The 25,213-nt window shown below is 64.0% G+C and carries 23 protein-coding genes; 9 read left to right on the top strand and 14 right to left on the bottom strand.

Annotation, left to right across the window (positions count from 1 at the left end; all coding sequences use genetic code 11):
- From H8A95_RS15145 to hutI, 6 genes are all read right to left on the bottom strand, one after another.
- Positions 1–113, bottom strand: a 113-nt coding sequence (locus H8A95_RS15145) for a twin-arginine translocation signal domain-containing protein (protein WP_229183860.1), incomplete at its 3' end; no start/stop codon positions are given.
- Positions 114–240: 127 nt separating this feature from the next.
- Entirely contained in the window at positions 241–882 is a 642-nt protein-coding gene (locus H8A95_RS15140; RefSeq protein WP_229183858.1) for an ANTAR domain-containing response regulator, read from the bottom strand.
- Complete coding sequence (locus H8A95_RS15135) at positions 879–2,033, bottom strand: transporter substrate-binding domain-containing protein (RefSeq protein ID WP_206685311.1); 1,155 nt, start codon at positions 2,031–2,033, stop codon at positions 879–881. Before H8A95_RS15135 ends, H8A95_RS15140 begins: the two co-directional genes overlap by 4 nt.
- Positions 2,034–2,406: 373 nt before the next feature.
- Entirely contained in the window at positions 2,407–4,074 is a 1,668-nt protein-coding gene (hutU, locus tag H8A95_RS15130) for a urocanate hydratase (RefSeq protein WP_229183857.1), read from the bottom strand.
- A gap of 17 nt (positions 4,075–4,091) precedes the next feature.
- A complete protein-coding gene (hutH, locus tag H8A95_RS15125) occupies positions 4,092–5,651 on the bottom strand; it encodes a histidine ammonia-lyase (protein WP_229183856.1) in 1,560 nt (519 codons plus the stop codon).
- Positions 5,648–6,862: an imidazolonepropionase gene (gene hutI, locus H8A95_RS15120; RefSeq protein WP_229183855.1), complete on the bottom strand. Its 1,215-nt coding sequence runs from the start codon at positions 6,860–6,862 to the stop codon at positions 5,648–5,650. Before hutI ends, hutH begins: the two co-directional genes overlap by 4 nt.
- Before the next feature lie 85 nt (positions 6,863–6,947).
- Here hutI and H8A95_RS15115 point away from each other — a divergent pair, with 85 nt between their 5' ends.
- The 5 genes from H8A95_RS15115 (at position 6,948) to H8A95_RS15095 (ending at position 11,776) form a co-directional block, all read left to right on the top strand.
- On the top strand, positions 6,948–8,306 hold the full coding sequence (locus H8A95_RS15115; RefSeq protein ID WP_229183854.1) for a formimidoylglutamate deiminase: 1,359 nt from the start codon (positions 6,948–6,950) through the stop codon (positions 8,304–8,306).
- Positions 8,303–9,046 (top strand): histidine utilization repressor, encoded by a 744-nt coding sequence (hutC, locus tag H8A95_RS15110; RefSeq protein WP_229183853.1) that lies wholly within the window; start codon positions 8,303–8,305, stop codon positions 9,044–9,046. Before H8A95_RS15115 ends, hutC begins: the two co-directional genes overlap by 4 nt.
- 151 nt (positions 9,047–9,197) lie before the next feature.
- Entirely contained in the window at positions 9,198–10,142 is a 945-nt protein-coding gene (locus tag H8A95_RS15105) for an ABC transporter substrate-binding protein (protein ID WP_229183852.1), read from the top strand.
- A 78-nt stretch (positions 10,143–10,220) separates the two neighbouring features.
- The gene (locus H8A95_RS15100; protein WP_229183851.1) at positions 10,221–10,994 is read left to right on the top strand and encodes an ABC transporter permease; all 774 of its coding nucleotides are present in this window, start codon (positions 10,221–10,223) and stop codon (positions 10,992–10,994) included.
- On the top strand, positions 10,991–11,776 hold the full coding sequence (locus H8A95_RS15095) for an ABC transporter ATP-binding protein (protein ID WP_229183850.1): 786 nt from the start codon (positions 10,991–10,993) through the stop codon (positions 11,774–11,776). The genes H8A95_RS15100 and H8A95_RS15095 overlap by 4 nt, the downstream gene beginning before the upstream one ends.
- 15 nt (positions 11,777–11,791) lie before the next feature.
- On the opposite strand, the gene H8A95_RS15090 is transcribed toward H8A95_RS15095, so the two are convergent.
- The 7 genes from H8A95_RS15090 to urtA all read right to left on the bottom strand — a co-directional run bounded on the left by H8A95_RS15090 (position 11,792) and on the right by urtA (position 18,413).
- The gene (locus H8A95_RS15090) at positions 11,792–12,142 is read right to left on the bottom strand and encodes an FmdB family zinc ribbon protein (RefSeq protein WP_229183849.1); all 351 of its coding nucleotides are present in this window, start codon (positions 12,140–12,142) and stop codon (positions 11,792–11,794) included.
- 86 nt (positions 12,143–12,228) lie between these two features.
- Positions 12,229–13,458: a formamidase gene (fmdA, locus tag H8A95_RS15085; protein ID WP_176532317.1), complete on the bottom strand. Its 1,230-nt coding sequence runs from the start codon at positions 13,456–13,458 to the stop codon at positions 12,229–12,231.
- Positions 13,459–13,484: 26 nt separating this feature from the next.
- Complete coding sequence (urtE, locus tag H8A95_RS15080; RefSeq protein WP_229183848.1) at positions 13,485–14,174, bottom strand: urea ABC transporter ATP-binding subunit UrtE; 690 nt, start codon at positions 14,172–14,174, stop codon at positions 13,485–13,487.
- A gap of 11 nt (positions 14,175–14,185) precedes the next feature.
- On the bottom strand, positions 14,186–14,941 hold the full coding sequence (urtD, locus tag H8A95_RS15075; RefSeq protein WP_212023053.1) for an urea ABC transporter ATP-binding protein UrtD: 756 nt from the start codon (positions 14,939–14,941) through the stop codon (positions 14,186–14,188).
- Positions 14,942–14,953: 12 nt separating this feature from the next.
- Positions 14,954–16,090 (bottom strand): urea ABC transporter permease subunit UrtC, encoded by a 1,137-nt coding sequence (gene urtC, locus H8A95_RS15070; protein ID WP_229183847.1) that lies wholly within the window; start codon positions 16,088–16,090, stop codon positions 14,954–14,956.
- 17 nt (positions 16,091–16,107) lie between these two features.
- Complete coding sequence (gene urtB, locus H8A95_RS15065) at positions 16,108–17,034, bottom strand: urea ABC transporter permease subunit UrtB (RefSeq protein WP_229183846.1); 927 nt, start codon at positions 17,032–17,034, stop codon at positions 16,108–16,110.
- Positions 17,035–17,150: 116 nt separating this feature from the next.
- Positions 17,151–18,413, bottom strand: coding sequence for an urea ABC transporter substrate-binding protein (urtA, locus tag H8A95_RS15060; protein ID WP_050400067.1), 1,263 nt, complete (start codon positions 18,411–18,413; stop codon positions 17,151–17,153).
- A gap of 170 nt (positions 18,414–18,583) precedes the next feature.
- On the opposite strand from urtA, the gene H8A95_RS15055 reads away from it, so the two are divergent.
- Together H8A95_RS15055 and H8A95_RS15050 are read left to right on the top strand one after the other, a co-directional pair.
- The gene (locus H8A95_RS15055) at positions 18,584–21,952 is read left to right on the top strand and encodes a hybrid sensor histidine kinase/response regulator (RefSeq protein WP_229183845.1); all 3,369 of its coding nucleotides are present in this window, start codon (positions 18,584–18,586) and stop codon (positions 21,950–21,952) included.
- A complete protein-coding gene (locus H8A95_RS15050; protein WP_229183844.1) occupies positions 21,942–22,868 on the top strand; it encodes a response regulator transcription factor in 927 nt (308 codons plus the stop codon). Before H8A95_RS15055 ends, H8A95_RS15050 begins: the two co-directional genes overlap by 11 nt.
- A gap of 66 nt (positions 22,869–22,934) precedes the next feature.
- Here H8A95_RS15050 and H8A95_RS15045 read toward each other — a convergent pair whose 3' ends face one another.
- Positions 22,935–23,927: an AraC family transcriptional regulator gene (locus H8A95_RS15045; RefSeq protein ID WP_229183843.1), complete on the bottom strand. Its 993-nt coding sequence runs from the start codon at positions 23,925–23,927 to the stop codon at positions 22,935–22,937.
- A gap of 130 nt (positions 23,928–24,057) precedes the next feature.
- Here H8A95_RS15045 and H8A95_RS15040 point away from each other — a divergent pair, with 130 nt between their 5' ends.
- The gene (locus tag H8A95_RS15040) at positions 24,058–24,594 is read left to right on the top strand and encodes a carboxymuconolactone decarboxylase family protein (RefSeq protein ID WP_229183842.1); all 537 of its coding nucleotides are present in this window, start codon (positions 24,058–24,060) and stop codon (positions 24,592–24,594) included.
- 401 nt (positions 24,595–24,995) lie between these two features.
- Positions 24,996–25,187, top strand: a complete 192-nt coding sequence (locus H8A95_RS15035; protein WP_050421878.1) for a hypothetical protein — start codon at positions 24,996–24,998, stop codon at positions 25,185–25,187.
- Positions 25,188–25,213 lie beyond the last annotated feature (26 nt).

The following is a 25,213-nucleotide window of genomic DNA, read 5'->3' as shown; positions in this document are numbered from 1 at the left end:
CCGGCGGCGTAAGCAAGGTCGGCGTTCTTGATCCAGATGTGCGGCAGTCCAGCGCCGGCAAACGCACCAAGCGCCGCGGTATTCCTCAGCAAAGTCCGCCTTGAAATGCTCATCCCTAGCTCCCTTCAGGACTGAAAAAACAAAAAGCCCTCCCGATGCGCGCTTACGCGAGCATTGGGAGGGCTTTGTTGCCGGTTGTGTCGAAGGCGGCGCTGTCGCCGCCGGCCCCGCTATTGGGGCTTACTGTTGATGATCGTAGCCAAGCAGTTCGAACGAGTCAACAATCGCCGCAGCGACTGCACTTGCGGACACGCGACGATCCATCGCCTGCCGTCTGATGAAGCCATAGGCTTCGGTTTCCGGCATCTGCCGCGTCGCCATCAGAATCGCCTTGGCGCGTTCGACCGTGCGCATCGAGCGCAGATTGTCGTCGAGCTTCTCGATCTTGCTGCGCAGTCGCCGTTCGTAGCTGAACTGGCTGCGCGCCAGCACGAGGCTGGACAGCACTGCATTCTGCGTGAACGGACGCGGCAGAACGGCGTTGGGCGTCGCATGACACAGCGCGTCGGCGTGAACCGCTTCCGTCGCCGGCAGGATCACGACCAGCGCCGAACGCGCATCGCCGGGAATCCACGGCAAACGCCGCGCCAGATCCGGGGAATATTCGCAATACACTACGTCGGCATCGGCCGGCACGCTCTCCGGCATCGGCCAGATCTGACGAACCCGCATCCTGAACCGCTGCAATTCTCGCAGCAACATGCCGACCTGATCGTCGACCGGCGCGACCACCACGGCCGACAGATCGGCAAGTTCCTGAACCATGGTCTTGCGTCCGCCGACGTCTCGGCTGAGCTGCGGCTTACGCGACATTTCGTTCATTGGACGCTTCCTGTTTGCGTTGCACGACCATATCCGATCAGGAACGGATCGGCATGCACCGGCTCTTTTGACTGACTGACGACATCGAACTGGCCCTGGCGATTGGCGCGTCCGATGCGGGTCCACAGATCAGTATGCCCCGACATCGGGTTGACGGTGACCGCGCCTTGCGGTGCATCAAAGCTGGTGCCGAACACCATCGAGCGGAGCACTTCAGTGTCGAGCGAATTGACCTGCTGAAGCGCTTTCGCGAACAGATGCAGCTGGAAATAGGATGCCTCGGCGCACATGTTGGTGGAGATATCGGCGCCAAACCGCTTCTTGAAGCGCTGCACAAACGCGTTGTTGGCGCTGCCCTCGACGCCTTGAAAATACGATGCCGCCGTCACGTGTCCCTCTCCGACGTCGAAGCCCATGGCAGCTATTTCGGCTTCCGTCGTGGTCAGACTGGCGATCGGCACCTGCTTTGGATCGAGCCCGACATTCGCGTAGGCCTGATAGAGAAAGACGGTGCCCTCGCCAACGACGGTCGAGAAAATCACGTCTGGCCTGACACGCTTGATGTCCTGGATGATCGGCACGAAGTCCTGCCAGCGCGCATAGACGTTGACGTAGCGTTCGCCGACGACCGAGCCGCCATTGCTCTTGAGCAGTTCCCGCATCACCCGGTTGGATTCGCGCGGATAGATGTAATCCGATCCCACGAAATAGAACCGTGTTCCGAACGTATCCATCAAATAGCGGCACAGCGCGAGGCTGTTCTGGTTCGGCGAGGCGCCGGTGTAGATGACGTTAGGTGACGCCTCGAAGCCTTCATAAAGCGTCGGGTACCAAAGCAGGCCGTTCAGCCGCTCGACCACCGGCAGCACGGCCTTGCGGCTCGACGAGGTGTAGCAGCCGAAGATGGTGCTGACCTGATCCTCGACCATCAGCCGCTTGGCGTAGTGGCCATAGGCGGCCGAATCCGATCCCGGGTCATAGGCAACCGGAACCAGCTCGCGGCCGCAGACGCCGCCCGCCTCGTTCACCTCCTCGATCGCGAGCTGCGTGCCCTGATACTGAGTCTCCTCGATCACCGACATGAAGCCGGTGCGCGAGAACAGCACGCCTATCCGCCAAGGAGCGGACGTTGTTTGGGTAGGGTTCGACATGATCAGGCCCTCGACAGAATTGGAGGGACGAGAGGGATTATTGTTCTTGTTGCTCTCGAACAGCATTGCCGGGAGCGGAAGATTGCATGTCATCTGCCGCGAGACAAGGACCCTCGCCGCTCATCCTGTCAGCGACGCTGACGCGAAAGCAGGCACATGAGGAAAAGTCGCCAGCAATCGATCACAGGTGCAGCGCGCCACGGATCGTCTATCTCCGGTAGCTGTACCACCGATTGCAAGACAGATCCGGCCGGTTACCGCGCGTACATCAACCGGAAGGTTGAGAGCCGCAAGGAGATTGCTCGCTAAGCTCAGCAACCCCAGATCAGGAGATACAGCCGGCGGCGAGCAACTCCCGAACCAAGGACCCGCGTCAGCGCAGGCTCGGCAGATCGAGCCCGTTGGCGCGCGCGCAGTCGATCGCGGTGTCATAGCCGGCGTCGGCGTGACGCATCACACCTGTCGCCGGGTCGTTCCACAGCACGCGCTCGAGCCGGCGCGCCGCTTCCGGCGTGCCGTCCGCGACGATCACCATGCCGGCGTGCTGCGAATAGCCGATGCCGACGCCGCCGCCATGGTGCAGCGACACCCAGGTGGCGCCGCTCGCACAATTCAGCAGCGCATTGAGCAGCGGCCAGTCGGACACCGCATCGGAGCCGTCGCGCATCGCTTCGGTCTCGCGGTTCGGGCTCGCCACCGAGCCGCTGTCGAGATGATCGCGGCCGATCACGATCGGCGCCTTGAGCTCGCCGCGTGCCACCATCTCGTTGAAGGCAAGGCCGAGGCGATGACGGTCGCCGAGACCAACCCAGCAGATCCGCGCCGGCAGCCCCTGAAACTTGATGCGTGCCTTCGCCATGTCGAGCCAGTTGTGGAGGTGGCCGTCGTTCGGCATCAGCTCCTTGACCTTGGCATCGGTCTTGAAGATGTCCTCGGGATCCCCCGATAGCGCCGCCCAGCGGAACGGACCGACGCCGCGGCAAAACAGCGGACGGATATAGGCCGGAACGAAACCCGGAAAATCGAACGCCTGCTTCAGGCCCATGTCCTTGGCCATCTGGCGGATGTTGTTGCCGTAGTCGAGCGTCGGGATTCCCTGCGCGTGGAAATTCAGCATGGCCTGCACGTGATCGACCATCGAGGTCTTGGCGGCCGTCTCGACCGCCTTCGGGTCGGCGGCACGACGCGCTTCCCAATCGGCGAGCGACCATCCCTTCGGCAGGTAGCCGTTGATCGGATCATGCGCACTGGTCTGGTCGGTGACGATGTCCGGCCGCACGCCGCGGCGCACCAGTTCCGGAAAGATCTCGGCCGCGTTGCCGAGCAAGCCGACCGAAACGGGTTTCCGAGCTTCGGCAGCATCGGCAATGATTGCGAGGGCTTCGTCGAGCGTCGTGGCCTGGCGATCGAGATAACCCGTGCGCAGCCGCATCTCGATGCGGCTCGGCTGGCATTCGACGGCGAGCATCGAGGCGCCGGCCATGGTCGCGGCCAGCGGCTGGGCACCGCCCATGCCACCGAGGCCGGCCGTCAAGATCCACTTGCCGGCGAGACTGCCGCCATAGTGCCGGCGGCCCACCTCGACAAATGTCTCGTACGTCCCCTGCACGATCCCCTGGCTGCCGATATAGATCCATGAGCCCGCCGTCATCTGGCCGAACATCATCAGGCCTTGCCGATCGAGCTCGTTGAAATGATCCAGCGTCGCCCAATGCGGCACCAGGTTCGAATTCGCGATCAACACGCGCGGCGCGTCCGCATGCGTGCGAAAGATTCCGACCGGCTTGCCGGACTGCACCAGCAGCGTCTGGTCGCCTTCGAGCTTGCGCAGGGAGGCCGCAATCCGGTCAAAGCTCTCCCAGTCGCGCGCAGCGCGGCCGATGCCGCCATAGACCACGAGCTCGCTGGGACGCTCCGCGACATCAGGGTCCAGATTGTTCATCAGCATGCGCAGCGGCGCTTCGGTCAGCCAGCTCTTCGCGCTTATGTCGGAGCCGCGGGGAGCACGGATGATACGTTCGTTATCCAGTCGGCGATTCATGACGGATGTCCTGTCGGCTAAGCAAGTTTTGGAAATGGATCGGTCGAAAGGGCCGCAATCGCGGCAGCGGGCAACGCGTCGGCCTCGATCAGCCTCGCTGCCCGCGCAAGATCATCGGCCATGTAGCGGTCCGCCGCGAGCGCCGGCACATGCGCACGCAACGCGGCGATGACGGCGGCGAGCGGCGCGCTGGTCGCATGCGGTGCGCGCAGTGAGATGCCCTGCGAAGCAACCAGCAGCTCGATGCCGAGGATGGCGCCAAGGTTGTCGGCCATGTCGGACAGCCGGCGCGCGGCATGCGCGGCCATCGAGACGTGATCCTCCTGGTTGGCGCTGGTCGGCGTGGAATCGATCGAGCACGGCATCGCACGCTGCTTGTTTTCGGCATAGAGCGCGGCCGCGGTGACCTCAGCGATCATGAACCCGGAATTGATGCCGGGCTCCGGCGTCAGGAATGGCGGCAGGCCGAAGTTCAGCGCGGGGTCGACAAGGGTCGCAATCCGGCGCTCGCTGGTCGCACCGATCTCCGAGAGCGCCAGCGCGATCTGGTCGGCGGCGAACGCCACCGGCTCAGCATGGAAATTGCCGCCTGAGACGATTTCGCCGGTCTCGACCAGGACCAGCGGATTGTCGGTCACGGCATTGGCTTCAATGGTCAGTCCGCGCGCGGCTTGCGCGAGCAGATCGAGCACGGCGCCCGCGACCTGCGGCTGGCAGCGCAGGCAATATGGGTCCTGCACGCGTTCATCACCTTCGAGGTGCGATTGCCTGATGTCGCTGCCGTCGAGCAGCGCGGTCAGAGCCGCGGCGGCAGCGATCTGCCCATCATGGCCGCGCAGGGATTGAATTTCCGGACGGAACGGCACCGTAGAGGCCATCGCCGCGTCGACCGATAGCGCACCGGTCACCAGCGCGGCACAGGCCAGACGATGCGCGCGCAGCAAGCCGGAGATGGCGTAGGCGGTGGAAAATTGCGTGCCGTTGATCAGTGCGAGCCCCTCCTTGGGACCGAGCGTCAACGGCGCGAGGCCGGCAGCGGCCAGCGCTTCGCCACCCGGCACGATCTTGCCATCAAGGAATGCCTGCCCTTCCCCGATCATGACCGCAGTCATATGCGCCAGCGGCGCCAGGTCGCCGGAAGCGCCGACCGAGCCCTGCTGCGGCACCAGCGGTGAGACGCCGTGGGCCAACATGCCCTGCAACTGCTCGATGACATCACGCCGCACGCCGGATGCACCGCGGCCGAGCGAAATCACCTTCAGCGCCATCATCAGGCGCACAATCGGCTCCGGTGTGGCAGGGCCTACGCCGCAGCAATGCGACAGGATCAGGTTGCGCTGAAGCAGTGCGGTCTGGTCGGGCGCGATGCGCGTCGACGCCAGCTTTCCGAAACCGGTGTTGATGCCGTAGACGGGAACGTCGATATGGGCTGCCTTCGCCACGATCGTTGCAGCCGCCTCGACGCGCGGCCAGAACGATGGATCGAGCACGATGGGTGCGCCGGCGAGCACACGCGCCAGCACGTCGAGGCCAACTGTTCCGGGGGTTACGACATCAGACGCGACCGGATCGCTCATTGCCCCCTCCACACCCGGCGGTGCAGCGGATTGAATCCGATGCGGTAGACCAGTTCGGCCGGACGCTCGATGTCCCAGATCGCCAGGTCACACCATTTGCCGGCATCTAACGTGCCGGTCTCGGCGAGCACGCCGAGCGCGCGCGCACCTTCCCGCGTGACGCCTGTGAGGCATTCGGCGACGGTCATGCGGAACAGCGTCGCACCCATGTTCATCGCCAGCAGCAGCGAGGTCAGCGGCGAGCTGCCGGGATTGCAGTCGGTCGCCAGCGCCATGTGCACGCCGAGCTCCCGGAACAGCTCGACCTGCGGCTTCTGCGTTTCGCGAATGAAATAGAACGCGCCGGGCAGCAGGACCGCCACGGTCCCCGCCTTCCCCATCGCGGCCGCACCGGCTTCATCCGTGTGCTCCAGATGATCGGCTGACAGCGCGGCGAATTTTGCGGCGAGCGCCGCGCCGCCGAGATTCGACAGCTGATCCGCATGCAGCTTGACGGGCAATCCGAGCGCGCGCGCTGCCTCGAACACCCGCGCCGTCTGCTCGGCCGAAAACGCGATGCCCTCCATGAAACCGTCGACGGCATCGGCTAGACCGGCCTTGGCCACCGCCGGCAGCATCTCGTTGCAGACCAGATCGATGTAGCGGTCCTTGTCGCCATCGGCCTCTGGCGGCAGCGCATGCGCACCGAGAAACGACGTGCGGATCGCAACCGGCCGCTCGCGGCCGAGCCTGCGTGCGGCCGCCAGCTGCCTCATCTCGGTCTCGGTATTGAGGCCATAACCGGACTTGATCTCGACGGTGGTTGCGCCCTCGCCGATCAGCGCGTCGAGCCGCGGTAGCGCGCCGGCAACGAGCTCGGCCTCGGTCGCCTTGCGCGTCGCGGCAACGGTCGAGACGATGCCGCCGCCCGCGCGCGCGATCTCCTCATAGCTGGCGCCCTTCAGGCGAAGCTCGAACTCATGCGCGCGGTTGCCGCCGAAGACCAGATGGGTGTGGCAATCGACCAGTCCCGGCGTAATCCAGCGGCCGGCGCAATCGATCCGTTCAACGGCGTCCGCATCGACGGGAAAATCCGACTGCGTGCCTGCATAGACGATGCGGCCGTCGCGCGCTGCGATCAAGCCCTGCTCGATCTCACCGAGATCGGCGCGATCGCCACGCATCGTGGCGAGCCGGGCGTTGTGCCAGATGCGGTCGAAACGCTCTGCCATGCGATCGTCCCCTCGAGCTGGGATGCTTGACTTATATGTCTAGACATATAATCGTGCCCGGGTTCTGTCCAGCCGGCATGGAAAAATGACACGCCTGCATTTCGCATTCGCGCTGCTGCCTGCGGGCTGGGCCAATGATGTGCAAGTCGTCATCGCCGACGGCGCGATCGCCTCAATGACGCCGGGCGTTGCGCCCGCCGTCGATGACGAACGCCATCAATTGGGGGTTCCGGGATTGGCGAGCCTGCACAGCCACGCATTTCAGCGCGGCATGGCCGGCCTTGCCGAACTGCGCGGCGATACGACCGATACGTTTTGGACCTGGCGCGAGACGATGTATCGCTTTGCGCTGACGATGACGCCGGACGATGTCACAGCCGTTGCGACGCTGCTCTATGTCGAGATGCTCGAGCGCGGCTTTACCCGCGTCGGCGAGTTTCACTATCTCCACCACGATCGCGACGGTTCGCCCTATGCCAATCCTGCCGAGATGGCCGTGCGCATTGCGGAGGCAACTGATGCCTCCGGCATCGGGCTCACGCTGCTGCCGAGCTTCTATGCCCACGGCACGTTCGGCGGCGCGGCACCGCATGCGGGGCAACGTCGCTTCATCTGCTCGGTCGATCAGTTCGCCGCGCTGATGGCAGCTTCGCGCGAGGCAATCCGGACTCTCCCTGGCGCCAACATCGGCATTGCCCCGCACAGCCTGCGCGCAGTGGCGCCCGACGAGCTCGCGGCGATCATCCCGCTTGCCGGGGCGGAGCCGATCCACATCCACGCCGCCGAACAGGTGCGTGAGGTCGAAGATTGCATGGCCTGGTCAGGCCAGCGGCCGGTGCAATGGCTGCTCGAAAACGCCCCGGTCAATCAGCGCTGGTGCCTGATCCACGCAACCCACATGACGGAGCAGGAAGTCACAGCGCTCGCCCGCAGCGGCGCCGTGGCCGGCCTCTGCCCCGTCACCGAAGCAAGCCTCGGCGACGGCATCTTTTCCGCGCGCGAATTCCTCGCCGCCGGCGGCCGGTTCGGCATCGGGACCGATTCCAACGTGCTGGTCGGCGTCGCCGACGAGCTTCGCCAACTCGAATACGGCCAGCGGCTGAAGCACCGCGAGCGCAACGTGCTCTCGGGGCGTCCTGGCGCGTCCACCGGCCGCGCCTTGTTCGATCACGCACTCGCCGGCGGCGCGCAGGCCCTCGCGCAAACCAACGCTGGGCTTGTGTCCGGCGCGCGCGCCGACATCGTCAGCCTCGACACCACGCACCCGTCCCTGGCCGGGCGATTGGGCGATGCCGTCCTCGATGGCTGGCTGTTTGCAGCCGGAGGGGACGCGATCGACTGCGTCTGGGCCGGCGGCGACAAGGTTGTCGCTGGCGGACGGCACCGGTTGCGCGACATGGCGCGCGAGCGGTTCAACACCTGCGTCCGGAGGCTCGTGGCATGAGCCTCGCTTCCGATCAGGCCAGGCCGGGCGCCGCCGAAAAGCCGACGCTCTACAAGCGGATCCGGCTCGACATCGAGACGCGGATTCTGACCGGCGAGTGGCCGCCGGGCCACCGCATCCCGTTCGAGCACCAGTTGATGGCGCGCTACCGCTGCTCGCGCATGACCGTCAACAAGGCGCTGTCGGAACTGGCGCAGGCCGACCTGATCGAGCGGCGGCGGCGCGCCGGCTCATTCGTGCGCCGTCCGCAGCATCTGTCGGCGGTGCTCAAGATCTCCGACATTCGTGCCGAGATCACCGCGCTCGGCCGCAGCTACGGTTATCAACTGATCGATTGCCGGCGACGCACCGCGACCGCAGCCGATCGCGCCCGGCTCGGCGTGAGCACGGCAGGCAAGGTGATCGCGATCGCCTGCCGGCACAGCGCCGACAATGTTCCGTTCGCCGTCGAGGACAGGCTGATCGATCTCTCCACGGTTCCGGAGGCCGCTACCGCGGACTTTGCACACGAACCGCCGGGATCGTGGCTGCTGCATCACGTGCCGTGGACCGAGGCCGAACATACGATCAGCGCTGTCGTTGCAGACGATCGCACAGCCAAGGCGCTCGACATCGCTGTCGGCTCGCCCTGTCTCGTGATCGACCGCTACACTTGGCGCAGCGCACGCACGGTGACGGCGGTGCGGCTGCATTATCCAGGCGAGACGCACCGGCTGGTGGCTCGCTTCAAGGGAGGCTGAGGACGCCTTGCGCGGCATATTTCATGCAATGCATCATGGGCCACCATCCGCCCACAGGCTTCGTGCGGCAATCCGCCGCGACTGACGTGAAGACATCACTGACATGACGACATCAACTGGGTTCAATCCATCTTTCAAGGGGTCGACAATCATGCGTTCCTTCAAGCTATTGCCTGCAATCGCGGTGTTGCTCGCGTCCACCGCCGCGTCAGCGGATGACGTCAAGGTCGGCGTCGGCATCTCCGGGTGGACCGGCTTCGCGCCGCTGACGCTCGCCAAGGAAGCCGGCATCTTCAAGAAGAACGGCCTCGACGTGACCCTGAAGAAGATCCCGCAGAAGGACCGGCATCTCGCGATCGCCTCGGGCGACATCCAGTGCGCCGCGACGACGGTGGAGACCTGGATCTCCTGGAACGCCAACGGCGTCGCGACCAAGCAGATCTTCCAGCTCGACAAGAGCTATGGCGCCGACGGCATGGCCGTGCGCAATGACGTCGCCGCGATCAAGGACCTCAAGGGCAAGACCGTTGCGGCATCGGCGCCGGGCACCTCGCCCTATTTCGCGCTGGCCTGGATGCTGAAGAAGAACGGCCTCACGGTAAAGGACGTCACCGTGGTCAACCTGGAGCCTGCTGCTGCGGCGCAGGCTTTCGTCTCCGGCCAGAACGACGCCGCGATGACCTACGAGCCTTATCTATCGACGGTGCGCGCCGCCCCCGACAAGGGCAAGATCATCGCGACCACGCTCGACTATCCGATCGTGATGGACACCTTCGGCTGCACCCCGAAATTCCTGACCGACAATCCGAAGGCGGCGCAGGCGCTGGCCAACAGCTATTTCGAGGCGCTCGACATGATCGCCAAGGATCAGGCCAAGGCCTATGAAATCATGGGCGCCGACGTGAAACAGTCCGGCGAGCAGTTCGGCAACTCGGCAAAGTATCTGCGCTGGCAGGACAAGGCCGCCAACCAGAAGTTCTTCGCCGGTGACTTCCTCACCTTCAACAAGGACGCCGCGGAGCTGCTGCTCGAGGTCGGCATCATCAAGGCCGCGCCGAAGGTCGAGGATATCTACGACGCCAGCTTCATCAAGTAATACAACAACGAATTTGGCCGGTCCCGCCTCGCAACACTGCGGGCGGGATCGGCGCATGAGATACGCTTGGATCAATTGATGCGTCCCCTCGAACCCACCACATCGAAGCAGCGCGTGGCCTATGGCCTCGCTTTCTTCGTGCTGTTCATTGCTCTCTGGTCCTGGGCAACCTTCGGCGGCCATGTGTCGAAGACATTCCTCGCCAATCCGCTGACCATGGTGCAGGAGGGCTACGAGCTGCTCGCCAAGCAAGGCTTCCTGTTCGACATCGGCATGACGATCTGGCGCGTGATCGGCGGTTTTGCCCTCGCAGCCGTGATCGCTGTGCCGATCGGGGTGCTGATGGGCGCCTACAAGCCGGTCGAGGCTTTCCTCGAACCGTTCGTGTCCTTTGCGCGCTATCTGCCGGCCTCCGCTTTCATCCCACTGCTGATCCTGTGGGCGGGCATCGGCGAGCTGCAAAAGCTGCTCGTGATCTTCATCGGTGCGGTGTTCCAGATCATCCTGATGGTGGCCGTCACTGTCGGCGCCACGCGGCGCGATCTGGTCGAAGCCGCCTACACGCTCGGCGCCCGCGACAGCGGCATCATCCGCCGCGTGCTGCTGCCCTCCGCCGCGCCCGAGATCGCTGAGATTTTGCGGCTGGTGCTCGGCTGGGCCTGGACCTATGTCATCGTCGCCGAACTGATCGGCTCATCGTCGGGCATCGGACACATGATCACGGACAGCCAGGCGCTGCTCAACACCGGCCAGATCATCTTCGGCATCATCGTCATCGGGCTGATCGGCCTGATCTCCGACTTCCTGTTCAAGGCCTTCAACGCCTGGCTGTTCCCATGGAAGCTCGCATGACCGTGCTCAGGATCGATCAGGTCTCGCGAACCTTCCCTGCCCGCGCCGGCAACGCGCCGACGCGCGCGCTCGAGCCCACCACGCTCGATGTCGGCGACAACGACTTCGTCACCATCCTCGGCCCCTCCGGCTGCGGAAAATCCACCCTGCTGCGGATCATCGCCGGGCTCGACCGGCCGACCAGCGGACGGGTCACGCTCGACGGCCGCGAAGTCACCGGCCCCGGCGCCGATCGCGGCATGGTGTTTCAGTCCTACACCCTGTTTCCCTGGCTGACCGTGCGCGAGAACATCGCCTTCGGCCTGCGCGAGCGCGGCGTGTCGCAGGCCGAGCGCCACGACATCGCCGACGCCTTCATCCGCCGGGTCGGACTATCGGGCTTCGAAAATCACTGGCCCAAGCAGCTATCGGGCGGCATGCAGCAGCGCACGGCGATTGCCCGGGCGCTGGCCAACGATCCAAAAATCCTGCTGCTCGACGAGCCGTTCGGCGCGCTCGACAACCAGACGCGGGCCCTGATGCAGGAGATGCTGCTCGGTATCTGGGAGCGCGACCAGAAGACGGTGCTGTTCGTCACCCACGACATCGAGGAAGCGATCTTCCTCGGCAGCCGCGTCATCGTGATGAGCGCCCGCCCAGGTCGGATCAAAGCGGAGATTGCGGTCGACCTGCCGCATCCCCGCTCCTACAAGATCAAGACCACGCCGGAATTCGTCGCCCTGAAGGAGCGGCTGGTCGAGGAAATCCGCACCGAGGCCTTGAAGGTTGCCGAACAGGCCTGACGACTAGCCTCGCCGTCAGTGGCTGATCATCCAGGGTCGCGCGGTCGGAAAACCCTTGGCGCCGCTCTTGGTCTTGGTCATCAGCCGCGCCGGCTTCTTCTTTCCCGATGAGGAGCAGCAGCCGCAGCCCGGGCCGTGCGCCGCCTTGTACTGATCGAGCGTCTTCGGCGCGTGCCGGCTCTGCTCGTTGGTGGCGTGCGCCTTGCGCTTGTCCGAAGGCATGCAGAAGAACGCCGGCGCGGTGAGGATCACGCGCGGCGACCTCGTCTCGCATTGCGGGCAGTCCTGCGGCAAATCGCATTCCGCCATCGGCCGCATGTCGGTAAAGGGCCCGCAGTCGTTGCAGAGATATTCGTAGATCGGCATTTCACTAATCCTTGCGCAGTCGTGAGATCCGGCGATGGATGCGGGGCGGCCAATACGCAGCCGTCCCGCACCCTTCGCGCAGGGATTCACTTGTCGGGCGAGATCGGCATCTGGACGTCGCCCTTGATGTGCTTGATCGGTCCTGCCGACGACGGCATCACGTCGAAGTCGAAGATCTCAGTCGGCAACCACAGCGTGGCGCAGGCATTGGGCACGTCGACCACGCCGGAGATATGACCCTGGCACGGCGCGGTGCCGAGGATCGAATATGCCTGGGCGCCGGAGTAGCCGAACTTCTTCAGATATTCGATCGCGTTCAAGCAGGCCTGGCGATAGGCGATGTGGACGTCGAGATAGTGCTGCTTGCCGGCCTCGTCGACCGAGATGCCTTCGAAGATCAGATAGTCCTTGTAGTTCGGCGTGATCGGCGACGGCTTGAACACGGGGTTCTTGATGCCGTATTTCGAGACGCCGTCCTTGATGACGTCGACCTTGATGTGCAGCCAGCCGGCCATTTCGATCGCGCCGCAGAAGGTGATCTCGCCGTCGCCCTGGCTGAAATGCAGGTCGCCCATCGAGAGCCCGCCGCCTGGCACATAGACCGGGAAATAGATCTTTGAGCCGCGCGACAGATCCTTGATGTCGCAATTGCCGCCATGCTCACGCGGCGGCACGGTGCGGGCGCCCTCAAGACCGATCTTGGCCTTGACGTCACCCTTGGCCTGGCCGGCATGCGCGGTCGGCGCGAACGGCGGATTGGCGAGGCCCGGCACGCGGGTCGGGTTGGTCGCGATCAGCTCGGCTTCGCGCTTGTTCCAGGCCGCTAGCATCTTGGCGTCGGGCAGACAGCCGATCAGGCCGGGATGGATCAGGCCGGCGAAGTTCACGCCGGGGATGTGACGCGACGAGGTGTAGAGGCCTTTGATGTCCCAGATCGACTTCTGCGCCAGCGGGAAATGGTCAGTGAGGAAGCCGCCGCCATTCTGCTTGGAGAAGAAGCCGTTGAAGCCCCACAGGCTCTCCTTCAACGGACCGACGTCGAGCAGATCGACGACCAGGAGATCGCCGGGCTCGGCGCCCTTGACGCCGATCGGACCGGACAGGAAGTGCACGATCGACAGATCGATGTCGCGCACGTCATCGGCGGAATCGTTGTTCTTGATGAAGCCGCCGGTCCAGTCGACGGTCTCGATGATGAAGTCGTCGCCCGGGCTCACCCACTCGACGATCGGAACCTCTGGATGCCAGCGGTTATGGATCTTGTCGTTCTCATAGGCCGACTTGCTGAGATCGACCTTGATCAGTGTATCTGGCATCGCAATGCTCCCCTTGAGGTTAGTGGTTAGACAGACAGGTATTTTGATATCTGTGCGGCATCGACGCTATCGCGCGGATCGTCGCGGACGATCTCGCCGTTCTCGATGACGAGCACGCGGTCCGCGATGTCGAGCGCGAAGCTCAGCACCTGCTCGGAGACGACGATCGACAGTCCCCGCTCATCTCGGATCCGCTTCAGGGTCCGCGCCATGTCCTTGATGATCGAAGGCTGGATGCCTTCGGTCGGCTCGTCGAGCAGCAGCACCTTGGGCTTGGTCGCGAGCGCACGGGCGATCGCAAGCTGCTGCTGTTGTCCACCCGAGAGATTGCCGCCGCGCCGACCCTTCATCTCGAGCAGCACCGGGAACAACTCGTAGATATCACCGGGCACCTCGGAGCCACCTGACACCACGAGCCCGGTCTCGATGTTCTCCTTGACCGTCATGGTGGAGAAGATCATGCGGCCCTGCGGCACGTAGGCGAGCCCCTTCGCCACCCGCTCGTAGCTCTTCATCGCGCCGAGCTCGGCACCATCCATGGTCACCTTGCCGCTCTTGGCCGGCAGGATGCCCATCAGCGACTTCATCAACGTGGTCTTGCCCATGCCGTTGCGGCCCATGATCGCGACGATCTCGTTGGGCGCAACGTTGACATTGAGGCCGTGCAGCACCTCGCTCTGGCCGTAGGCGACGTGAAGATCATTGATTGCCAGCATCGTTCCAGTCCTCAGTGACCAAGGTAAACTTCAATGACCTTCGGATCGTTCTTGACGTGCTCCATCGTCCCCTCCGACAGAATCTGTCCCTGGTGCAGCACGGTGACCTTGTGGGCGATGTCCTCGACGAACTTCATGTCGTGCTCGATCACCAGCACCGAGCGGTCCTTGATGATGCGGTTGAGCAGCTCGGCGGTCTTGGCACGCTCGGAGACGCTCATGCCGGCGACCGGCTCGTCGAGCATCAGGAGATCGGGGTCCTGTATCAGCAGCATGCCGATCTCGAGCCACTGCTTCTGGCCATGGCTCAGCTGGTCGGCATAGGTGTTGAGCCGGTCCTTCAGGAAGATCATCTCGGCGACCTCCTCGACCCGCTGCTTGACGGTGTCGTCGCGCTGGAAGGTCAGCGAGCCGAACACGGTGCGTCCGCGCGGGAAGGAAATCTCGAGGTTCTCGAACACCGTGAGGTCCTCGAACACCGACGGCGTCTGGAACTTGCGCCCGACGCCAGCTTGCACGATCTCGTTCTCGCGGAGCTTCGTCAGCTCCTGGCCACGGAATTGGATTGAACCCGATGTGGCGCGAGTCTTGCCGCAGATCAGGTCGAGGACCGTGGTCTTGCCGGCGCCGTTCGGGCCGATGATGACCCGGATCTCGTTCTCCTCGACGTAGAAGGAGAGATCGTTGACGGCCTTGAAGCCGTCAAAGGACACGGTGAGACCGGAAACCGCGAGCAGGAATTCCTTGGGCTGATGGCCGACGAGCATGATGGTCCCTCCTCACTCGGCCGGTGCGCCGTCGGCGATCATGCCGGCCGCCGATTTCGATTTGCGCGATGACAGCAGGCGATCGATGCGGGGCTGGATGTGATCCGCCCAGATGCCGGACAGCCCGTTCGGGAAGGCCAACACGACCGCGATGAACAACGCGCCGAGGCCGAACAGCCAGAGCTGCGGGAAGGATTCCGAAAGGCTGGTCTTGGCGAAATTGACCAGCAGCGCGCCCCACACCGCGCCGAAGATCGACATCCGGCCGCCGACCGCGGTGTAGATCACCATCTCGATCGACGGCACGATGCCCACGAAGGACGGCGACATGAAGCCGACTTCGAGCGTGAACATGGCGCCACCGATCGCAGCGAACACCGCCGCGGCACAGAACGCGAAGATCTTGAAGTTGGCGACGCTGTACCCGGAGAAGCGCACGCGATCCTCCTGCTCTCTCATCGCCACCAGGATGCGCCCGAGTTTTGTCAGCCGGATGAATTGCGCGGCGACGATGCATCCGAACAGCAGCACAACCTCGACGAAATACAGAATGAACTTGGCGTGATCGGTGCGGATGTCCCAGCCGTGCAGTGTGCGCAGATCCGTGATGCCGTTGATGCCGCCGGTGTAACCCTGCTGCCCCACGATCAGAATGGTGAGGATCGCGGCGATCGCCTGCGTGATGATCGCAAAGTACACGCCGCCGACCCGGCGCTTGAACATCGCGGCGCCGATGATCAGCGCGAAGAACGCGGGAACCAGTAGGATCGCCAGCAGCGTCACTGGGAAGCTGTGGAACGGCTTCCAGAACAAAGGCACCGACGTGAGCTGGTTCCAGTCCATGAAGTCGGGGATGCCCGGCGTCGACTGGATCTTGGTGTTCGCAACCGAGGACGCCTCGAGCTTGAGGTACATCGCCATGCAGTAGCCACCGAGGCCGAAGAACACGCCCTGCCCCAGGCTCAGGATGCCGCCATAACCCCAGCACAGCACAAGGCCGATCCCGACAAAGGCGTAGGTCAGGTATTTGGCGACCAGGTTGAGGCGGAAGATATCCAGCGACAGCGGCAGGATGAGTAGCAGCAGCACCGCGAGCGCAAGGAAGCCGAGCAGTTCGGAGCGATTGAAAAAGCGCGAGTTGATGACCATGACCTGCCTGCTCGTTCTTATTTGCGGACCTTGAGCGCGAAGAGCCCCTGCGGACGCACCATCAGGATCCCGACGATCGTCAGCAGCGTGATCACCTTGGCCATCGATCCCGACAGGAAGAATTCCAGCGTCGACTGGGTCTGCGAGATCGAGAAGGCGGAGGCGATGGTGCCGAACAGCGAAGCGGCGCCGCCGAACACCACGACCAGGAAGGTGTCGACGATGTAGAGCTGGCCGGCGGTCGGCCCGGTCGAGCCGATCATCGTGAAGGCCGAGCCCGCAATGCCAGCAATGCCGCAACCCAGCCCAAAGGTGTAGCGATCGACCTTCTCGGTGTTGATGCCGACGGCCCCCGCCATCACGCGGTTCTGCACCACGGCGCGCACCTGCTTGCCCCAGCTCGACCAGAACAGGATGTAGAAGACAACGATCGTGATCAGGATGGTCAGCGCCATCACGAACATGCCGTTGATCGGGATCTGGATCGCGTCGGTCGCCTGCCAGGAGCCCATCATCCACTCCGGCAGCTCGACGCCGACCTCGCGCGCGCCGAAGATCGAGCGATACGCCTGCTGCAGGATCAGGCTGAGGCCCCAGGTCGCCAGCAGCGTGTCGAGCGGCCGCTTGTAGAGATGACGGATCAGCGCCCACTCGACCAGCATGCCGAGCGCGCCGGCGGCGATGAAGGCCAGGATCATCGCGATGAAGAAGTAACCGGGGAACAGCGAGGGCGCGACGTGCTGCACGGCGTTCGATGTCATCCAGGTGACGTAGGCACCCAGAATCATGAACTCGCCATGCGCCATGTTGATGACGCCCATCTGGCCGAAGATGATGGCAAGCCCCAGCGCCATCAGTACATAGACGGAGAACAGGATGAGCCCGGCAAATCCCTGCATTGCAAGGATGGCGCCGAGATCGCTGATCGAATAGTCGCCGAACATCTATCGTCCTCCAATCCAGGGCATGCGCCGCGACAAAGCGGCGCCCGATCGGCGGCGTGGGCGGTGACGTCCACGCCGCGATGAGTTGAGAGAGGTTGCGCGCTAGGCGCCAAATCTCACTGGTAGCCCTTCGGGAACGGATCCGGCTCGACCAGATCTGCGGTCTCGTAGATCAGCTCATACTGGCCATCGGCCTTGGCGCGTCCGACGCGGGTCTTCGACCAGAGGTGATGGTTCTCGTGGATCCGGACATAGCCTTCCGGCGCGCCCTTGAACTCGACGCCGGGGGAAGCCGCCGCGATCTTGTCGATGTCGAAGGAGCCGGCCTTCTCCACCGTCAACTTCCACAGCCACGGGCCGAGATAGGCAGCCTGGGTGACGTCTCCGATCACGGTCTTCTCGCCCCACATCTTCTTGAACGCGGGTACGAAGGCCTTGTTGTTCGGGTTGTCGAGCGACTGGAAGTACTTCATGCAGGCATAGGCGCCCGCGATGTTCTCGCCGCCGATGCCGTCGATCTCGTCCTCGGTCACCGAGATCGTCAGTAGTGTCTGCTTGGACAGGTCGATGCCGGCCGCCTTGAGCTGCTTGTAGAACGCGACGTTCGAGCCGCCGACGATGATCGCGTAGATCACGTCGGGCTTGGTCAGCTTGATCTTGTTGATGACCGAGTTGAACTGGGTCGAGCCGAGCGGGAAGTATTCCTCGCCGACCACCTTGCAACCCTGCAGATGGTTCTCGATGTGCTTGCGCGCGATCTTGTTCGAGGTGCGCGGCCAGATGTAATCCGAGCCGAGCAGGTAGAAGCTCTTGGCGCCCTTGGTCTTGTTGACCCAGTCGAGGCCGGCGATGATCTGCTGGGTTGCTTCCTGACCGGTGTAGATCACGTTCTTGGACTGCTCGAGACCTTCATAGAAGGTCGGGTAGTACAGCATGCCGTTGTACTGCTCGAACACCGGCAGCACCGCCTTGCGCGAGGCCGAGGTCCAGCAGCCCATCACGGCCGCGCATTTGTCGTTGACCAAGAGCTTCTTGGCCTTTTCCGCGAAGGTAGGCCAGTCGCTCGCGCCGTCTTCCTGGATGAACTTGATCTTGCGGCCGAGCACGCCGCCGGCGGCGTTGATCTGCTCGATCGCGAGCTTCTCGGCCTCGACCGATCCGGTCTCGGAAATCGCCATGGTGCCGGTCACCGAATGCAGGATGCCGACCGTGACTTCGCTATCGGTGACTGCAAGACCGGTGGTGTTGACCGCAGAGGTTGCAGGAACGTCGGCAAAAGCGGGACGGCCCAGCATCGAAACGGCCGGCAATGCGGCCATTCCCATCAAGAGCTTGCGCCGGAGCGGAGACTTCAGGCCTGGTTTGGTTTCGTCTGACATGAGCACCCCATCTGGTTCGAGAACGCTTATTGATCGGGCGAGGATTGCTCACTTTTGTGCAGCGCACTGATACGTGAGATCGCGTATACTGCACCGCAAAATAGCGACGTAGGTTTTTGGTACGGGATTTGCCCGCGATCAAAGCATCGTGGACCAGGAGTTCAAACGAAGTGGCAGGGCGGCAGCGGATAGACCGCGTCAGGCGCCAGTACAATCAATGGGTCGCCAACCAGACGCTGGAAGACTACGCGCTGCGCTTCACCGCCAAGAGCGCGCGGCGCTGGTCCGCCGCCCGCGTGGCCAACACGGCCCTCGGCGCGATCTCCTTCCTCGCACTGGAGGCGATCGGCGGCACCATCACGCTGAACTATGGCGCGATGAACGCCTCCGCCGCGATCCTGGTCGTCAGCGTCATCATCTTCCTCTGCGGACTGCCGATCGCCTACCATGCCGCGAAAAGCGGCATCGACATCGACCTGCTGACCCGCGGCGCCGGCTTCGGCTATATCGGCTCGACCATCACCTCGCTGATCTACGCCTCCTTCACCTTCATCTTCTTCGCGATCGAGGCGGTGATCCTGGCCAGCGCGCTGGACATGTGCTTCGGCATCCCACGGCCGATCGGCTATTTGATCAGCGCGGTCGTGATCATTCCGCTCGTCGTGTACGGCATCACGCTGATCAGCCGCTTCCAGCTCTGGACCCAGCCGCTGTGGGTCATTCTCCACATCATGCCGTTCGCCGCGATCGCCTGGGCTAACCCGCATTCGTTCACCGAGTGGCGCAAGTTCGCCGGCGAGCACGGCGATCCCGCAGGGAATCTCGACCTGCTGCTGTTCGGCACGGCGGCCTCCGTCGTGTTCGCGCTGGTGGCGCAGATCGGCGAGCAGGTCGACTTCCTGCGCTTCCTGCCGCGGGACCGGCGTACCTCACGCAAGGCCTGGTGGATCGCACTGCTCTCTGCCGGTCCCGGCTGGATCGTGCTCGGCGCGCTCAAACTGCTGGCCGGTTCGTTCCTGGCCTTCTTCGCGCTCAGCCACGGCGTCTCGGCCGAGCACGCAGCCGAGCCGGCGAATATGTATCTCGAAGCCTTCCGCTACGTGCTGTCGCAGCCGGATCTCGCGATGGCGCTGACCGGCACCTTCGTGATCCTGTCGCAGGTCAAGATCAACGTCACCAACGCCTATGCCGGCTCGATCGCCTGGTCGAATTTCTTCTCCCGCCTCACCCATTCGCATCCCGGCCGCGTGGTGTGGCTGGTGTTCAATGTCGTGGTTGCGCTGCTATTGATGGAGATCGGCGTCTACAAGGCACTGGAGCAGACGCTCGCGCTCTACTCCAACGTCGCGATCGCCTGGGTCGGCGCGCTGGTGGCCGATCTCGTCATCAACAAGCCGCTTGGCTTGCGGCCGCAGCACATCGAGTTCAAGCGCGCCCATCTCTGCGACATCAATCCGGTCGGCGTCGGCGCGATGACGATTGCGACCGTGGTCTCGATCAGCGCGTTCTACGGCCTGTTCGGCCCGACCGCGAAGGCGCTATCAGCCTTCGTGGCGCTCGCCGTCGCCTTCATCACGGCTCCCTTGATTGCATGGGCGACCGACGGCAAATACTACATTGCGCGCAAGCCGAAGCGGAGCTGGCAGAACATCGAATCGATCCAGTGCTGTATCTGCGAGCATGCGTTCGAGCCCGAAGACATGGCCGCCTGCCCTGCCTATGCCGGCCCGATCTGCTCCCTGTGCTGCTCGCTCGACGCGCGCTGCCACGACCTCTGCAAGCCGCATGGGCGGATCGGCGCGCAGGTCGCGGAAGCGCTGGGCAAGGTGATGCCGCAGCCGATCTACGCCCGGATCAACTCGCAGCTTGGACATTACCTCGGCGTGTTCGCGGTTTCGGCCGGCCTCGTGGCGCTGGTGCTCGGGCTGATCTACCTGCAGACCACCGCGGCCGTGCATGCCAACGAGTTGCTGGCCGACGTACTGTGGAAAGTGTTCTTTGCGCTGACCCTGATCATCGGCGTCGTCGCCTGGCTGTTCGTGCTGGCGCAACAGAGCCGGCGCGCCGCGGAAGAAGAGACACGCCGGCAGACCACCTTGCTGATCCAGGAAATCGATGCCCACAAACGCACCGATGCTGAGCTGCAGCGCGCCAAGGAAGTCGCCGAGTCGGCCAATCTCGCCAAGAGCCGCTACGTCGTCGGCCTCAGCCACGAGCTTCGCTCGCCGCTCAACGCGATCTCCGGCTACGCGCAACTGCTGGAGCAGGACGATAGCCTTCACGTGCGGCCACGCGGGCAAGTGCGCGTGGTCCGCCGCAGCGCCGATCATCTGTCGGGCTTGATCGACGGCATTCTTGATATCTCCAAGATCGAAGCCGGCCGGCTCTATCTGTCGCGCGACGAGGTCCGGCTGAACGATTTCCTCGAGCAGCTGGTCGGCATGTTCCGCCTGCAAGCCGCCGCCAAGGGCATCGACTTCGTGTTCAGGCGGCCGACTGTGCTGCCGCTCGTGGTCTATGCCGACGAGAAGCGGCTGCGACAGATCCTGATCAACCTGCTGTCGAATGCGATCAAGTTCACCCAACACGGCGCGGTGCAATTCGTGGTGCACTACCGCAGCCCCGTCGCCGAGTTCGAGGTGATCGATACCGGGCCGGGCATCCAGCCCGACGATCTCGAACGGATCTTCGCGCCCTTCGAACGCGGCGCGCTCGGCGTCACCCAGCCGCAGACCGGCACCGGGCTTGGGCTGACCATCAGCCGCCTGCTCGCGGGCGTGATGGGCGGCGACATCAAGGTGTTGAGCACGGTCGGCACCGGCAGCACGTTCCGCGTCAAGCTGCTGCTGTCCGAGGTCACCAATCCGCGCCGCGATGCGCCGGTCGACGCTCCCGTGTACGGCTATCACGGGCCGCGCAAGACCATCCTGATCACCGACGACGACCCGACCCACCGCGACCTCCTCCGCGAGATCCTGGCGCCGCTCGGCTTCATCCTGCTCAGCGCGCCGGACGGACCCGGCTGCTTGGCCCTAGCCCAGCATTGCCGGCCCGACATGTTCCTGCTCGATATCTCGATGGCGGGCATGGACGGCTGGACCGTCGCCGAAACCTTGCGCTCCGAAGGCCATCACCAGGCGCGAATCCTGATGATCTCGGCCAGTGCGCTGGAGGCCCATGGTGCGCCGCTGGCGCAACCATTCCACGACGGCTATCTGATGAAGCCGATCGACATCCCGCGGCTGCTGGAGACCATCCGCCAACTGCTCAAGATCGAGTGGCAGTATGAGGCCGAGCAGGTTCCGAGCCCGCAATGGAAGCCCGACACTGGTTCGCGCCCGCCGGTGAAGTATGTCGAAGAGCTGATCAGCCTCGGCCAGCTCGGCTATATCAGGGCGATCCAACTCAAGCTCGACGAGATCGGCAACGAACATCCCGAACATGCCGATTTCGTCGGCCAGATGCGCACGCTGATCGACCGGTTCGATCTCGATCAATATATGGCGACGTTGAAGACATTGCACAGCTATGACCATTGAACAAAGAAAGCGCGACGTTGCGCTCGTCGTCGACGACTCTCCCGAGACGTTGCGCCTGCTGACCGACGCGCTCGACGGCGCCGGGATGACCGTGATGGTCGCGCTCGACGGGGCGTCGGCGATGCGCATCGTCGACCAGATCACCCCCGATATCGTGCTGCTCGATGCCGTGATGCCCGGCATGGACGGCTTCGAGACCTGCCGGCGGCTGAAGCGCGACGCCGGGCTCGACGGCGTGCCGATCATCTTCATGACCGGGCTTGCCGAAACCGAGCACATCGTGCGCGGGCTGGAAGCCGGCGGCGTCGACTATGTCACCAAGCCGATCGTTGTCGAGGAGATGCTGGCGCGGATCCGGGTCCATCTCGCCAATGCGCGGATGACACAGAGCGCCCGGGCAGCGCTCGACGTTTCCGGCCGCTACCTGCTCGCGGTCAACAGCGCCGGTTCGCTGCTGTGGGCGACGCCGCAGGCACAGCGGCTGCTGTCCGATACGCTCGCCGACGCCGCCGACAATTTCGTGCTGCCGGAGCCAATGCCGCATTGGCTTGAACAGGCCCAGAAGGGTGTGGCGGGAAAAAAGACCGCGACCGTGGCGTCATTCCCCGGCAACGAGCAGCTTCGCCTGCAGTTCATGGGAAAGCTCGGTCCCAACGAGTTCCTGCTGCGGCTCGCCAAGGACACCAGCGGCGACATGCCGGCCGAGTTCTCCAGCGAGCTCGGCTTGACCACCCGCGAGGGCGAGGTGCTGTCCTGGCTCTCCAAGGGCAAGACCAACCGCGACATCGCGCAGATCCTGGGCCTCAGCCCGCGCACCGTCGACAAGCACCTCGAGCAGATCTATGCCAAGCTAGGCGTCGAGAACCGCACCGCCGCGGCCGCGATCGCGGTCAACGCCAGGCATCGCAAGTCCTGATCTGACGCCGGAGCCGCCGCACTCTCCGGTTCGCACGCTGGAAACTGCGCGCAGCGCAGGGACACTCTACGCATCCGCAGTCGGCGAACTCCCGCTTCGATCAGCGGATGCAGCAGGTTCAAGCGACAAGTCCGATTCCGGCTGCGCTTTTCGCCACTGCGCCGGCGTTACACCCATATGACTCTTGAAGGCGCGCTGAAAGGCGGCCTCGGACTGGTAGCCGACCATCTCCGCAACGGCACCGGTCGAAAGCGATGATTTCCTCAACTCGTTTGCCGCAAGCGTCATCCTGATATCGGTGAGCAGGTCGCTGGGCGATCGCCCAAGCTTGTCCTGGAACTGCCGCGCCAGCGTGGCGCGCGACATGTTGCAGAGACGTGCGAGATCCGGCAGGGACCAGGTACGCTCGGGCGCGTTGAACATGGCGGCCACCGCCGACGCGAGCCGGGGATCGCCGACCAGAGCGAGCAGCCCCTGTGACGTTGCATCGGTCTCGCTCGCAAGCCGCAGCACAAGCGCGAACATTGCGGTGGACAGCGCGTTCAGCATGGCGTGGCCGCCGAGTTGATCGTCGGCCGTTTCGCTGCGCATCAGGGACACGAGTCCGGCGAGCTGCGCAGCCGTCCCCTTTGCCGTCCGCGTGCCGGCATGCACGACAAGACGCGGCGGAAGATAGTTGCGCAACAGGCGGTCGTGCGGAGGTGCGATCGCGAAATGCCCGCACAACAGGTCAAGCCGGTCATCCGACCCGAGGTTTTCGCTGATCGTGAAATTCTGCGCCGCCCGGTTGCGCGCCGGCAGCGGTGTCGCCCCACTGCCGTCGTGCATCACGTGTCGCGGGTTGCCCGGCAGCAAAAGAATGTCGCCGGTCTTCAGCAGCAGCGGCCGTCCACCGGCGGGATCGTCCAGGATCGCCGAGCCGGCAAGCACCGCATGATAGGGGATCTCGTTGGTCGCGCCCGGGCCCTGCTCGATGCGCCAGGGGACGCTGTAACTGCAGCGAATATCGAGCCGCCCGCGCACCGGCATCATCTCGAATAGCCGGCTGAGCCAATCCATGGCCAATCCCCCCAAGGCAGTTCATGAGACGATTGAGCATATAATCGAGCAATATGAACATTCAATGTCTCAAATCCGAATCCTATTGTCGGTCCGTACTCGTTCACCACCCCAAACACGGAGTTGCACCATGTCTCGCCTCTCAGTCCCCAATCTCGAAACCGATACCGGCCCGTCGGGCCAGATCTACGCCCAGATCAAGAAGGCGGCAGGCAGCGTCCCGAACGCCTATGCGGCAATCGCCGCCCACGGGCCGGCCGCGCTCAAGTCGATCCTGGCCGCCGATGCCGTGCTCGCCGGCGGCAGCCTGTCGAAGCGCGATCGGGAGATCATCAAGCTCGTGATCAGCGCCGCCGGTGGCTGCGATTACTGTGTCGCCGCGCATTCGCATCTCGGCAGGCTCGCCGGCGTGAACGCCGACGCATTGAAGCAGATCCGCGATGGAGCGCCGACCGGCGATGCCAGGCAAGACACGCTGATCGGTTTCGTCCGCAAGCTTGCGCAGTCGAGCGGCACCGTCAGCGACGCGGATTTCGCCGCGATCAAGGCCGCCGGCTACAGCGACGCGCAACTGGTCGAGATCAGCCTCGCGTTTGCGACCATCATCTTCACCAACGTCTTCAACCGCATCAACGACACCGACATCGACTTCCCCGCAGTCGCGTGACGCGACGGGGGCCGGATGTGGCTCGCCTGACTAGCCAATAGACGATCTCGGCTGATCGCGATTGATCGCCGGTGTGACCTCGCGCGCACCGGCGATCGCCCGCTGCCGAGGGATTGAGCAGACGCAGCATCGCCCGAACACCGCGACATGGCAGCCATTATTGTCGCGCACGTCCGACCGTCTGTGACCCTCTAAGGCCGTTTCATAACCCATTGCCGGATTTGCGGAATGCGTTGAAATTAGCCACCCGTTCGGCGCGATCGGCTACGCCACTTCCCGCTCGACGATGACGCCTCGCTTATTCCCATGCAGGAATGCTCCGTCGTCCTCCGGACACGAACATAGTTCCGCCGCGCGGTCTGCGCTAAGAAGGACCGCCGGTGTTGTTCTGGGGTGAATTGATGAAGAAGGACGACGTCACGTGTCCGCGCTGCGGGGCTGGATTCCGGCGCCTTGAGCTGGCATCCGGATCAGCAAGCAAGGGCGAGTATCGCTGCCCGGTCTGCGAGACAACGCTGGAGCAGTTCGACGGTGACAAGCTCGTCGCCTATCGCCTCACCATCCAGCCTTCCATTCGCGGATTGAAGACCTGAGAGTCACGACGCATCGCGTGCCGACG

Source organism: Bradyrhizobium oropedii, from assembly GCF_020889685.1.
Classification (GTDB): domain Bacteria; phylum Pseudomonadota; class Alphaproteobacteria; order Rhizobiales; family Xanthobacteraceae; genus Bradyrhizobium; species Bradyrhizobium oropedii.
This window is presented reverse-complemented; position numbering and strand designations above follow the sequence as displayed.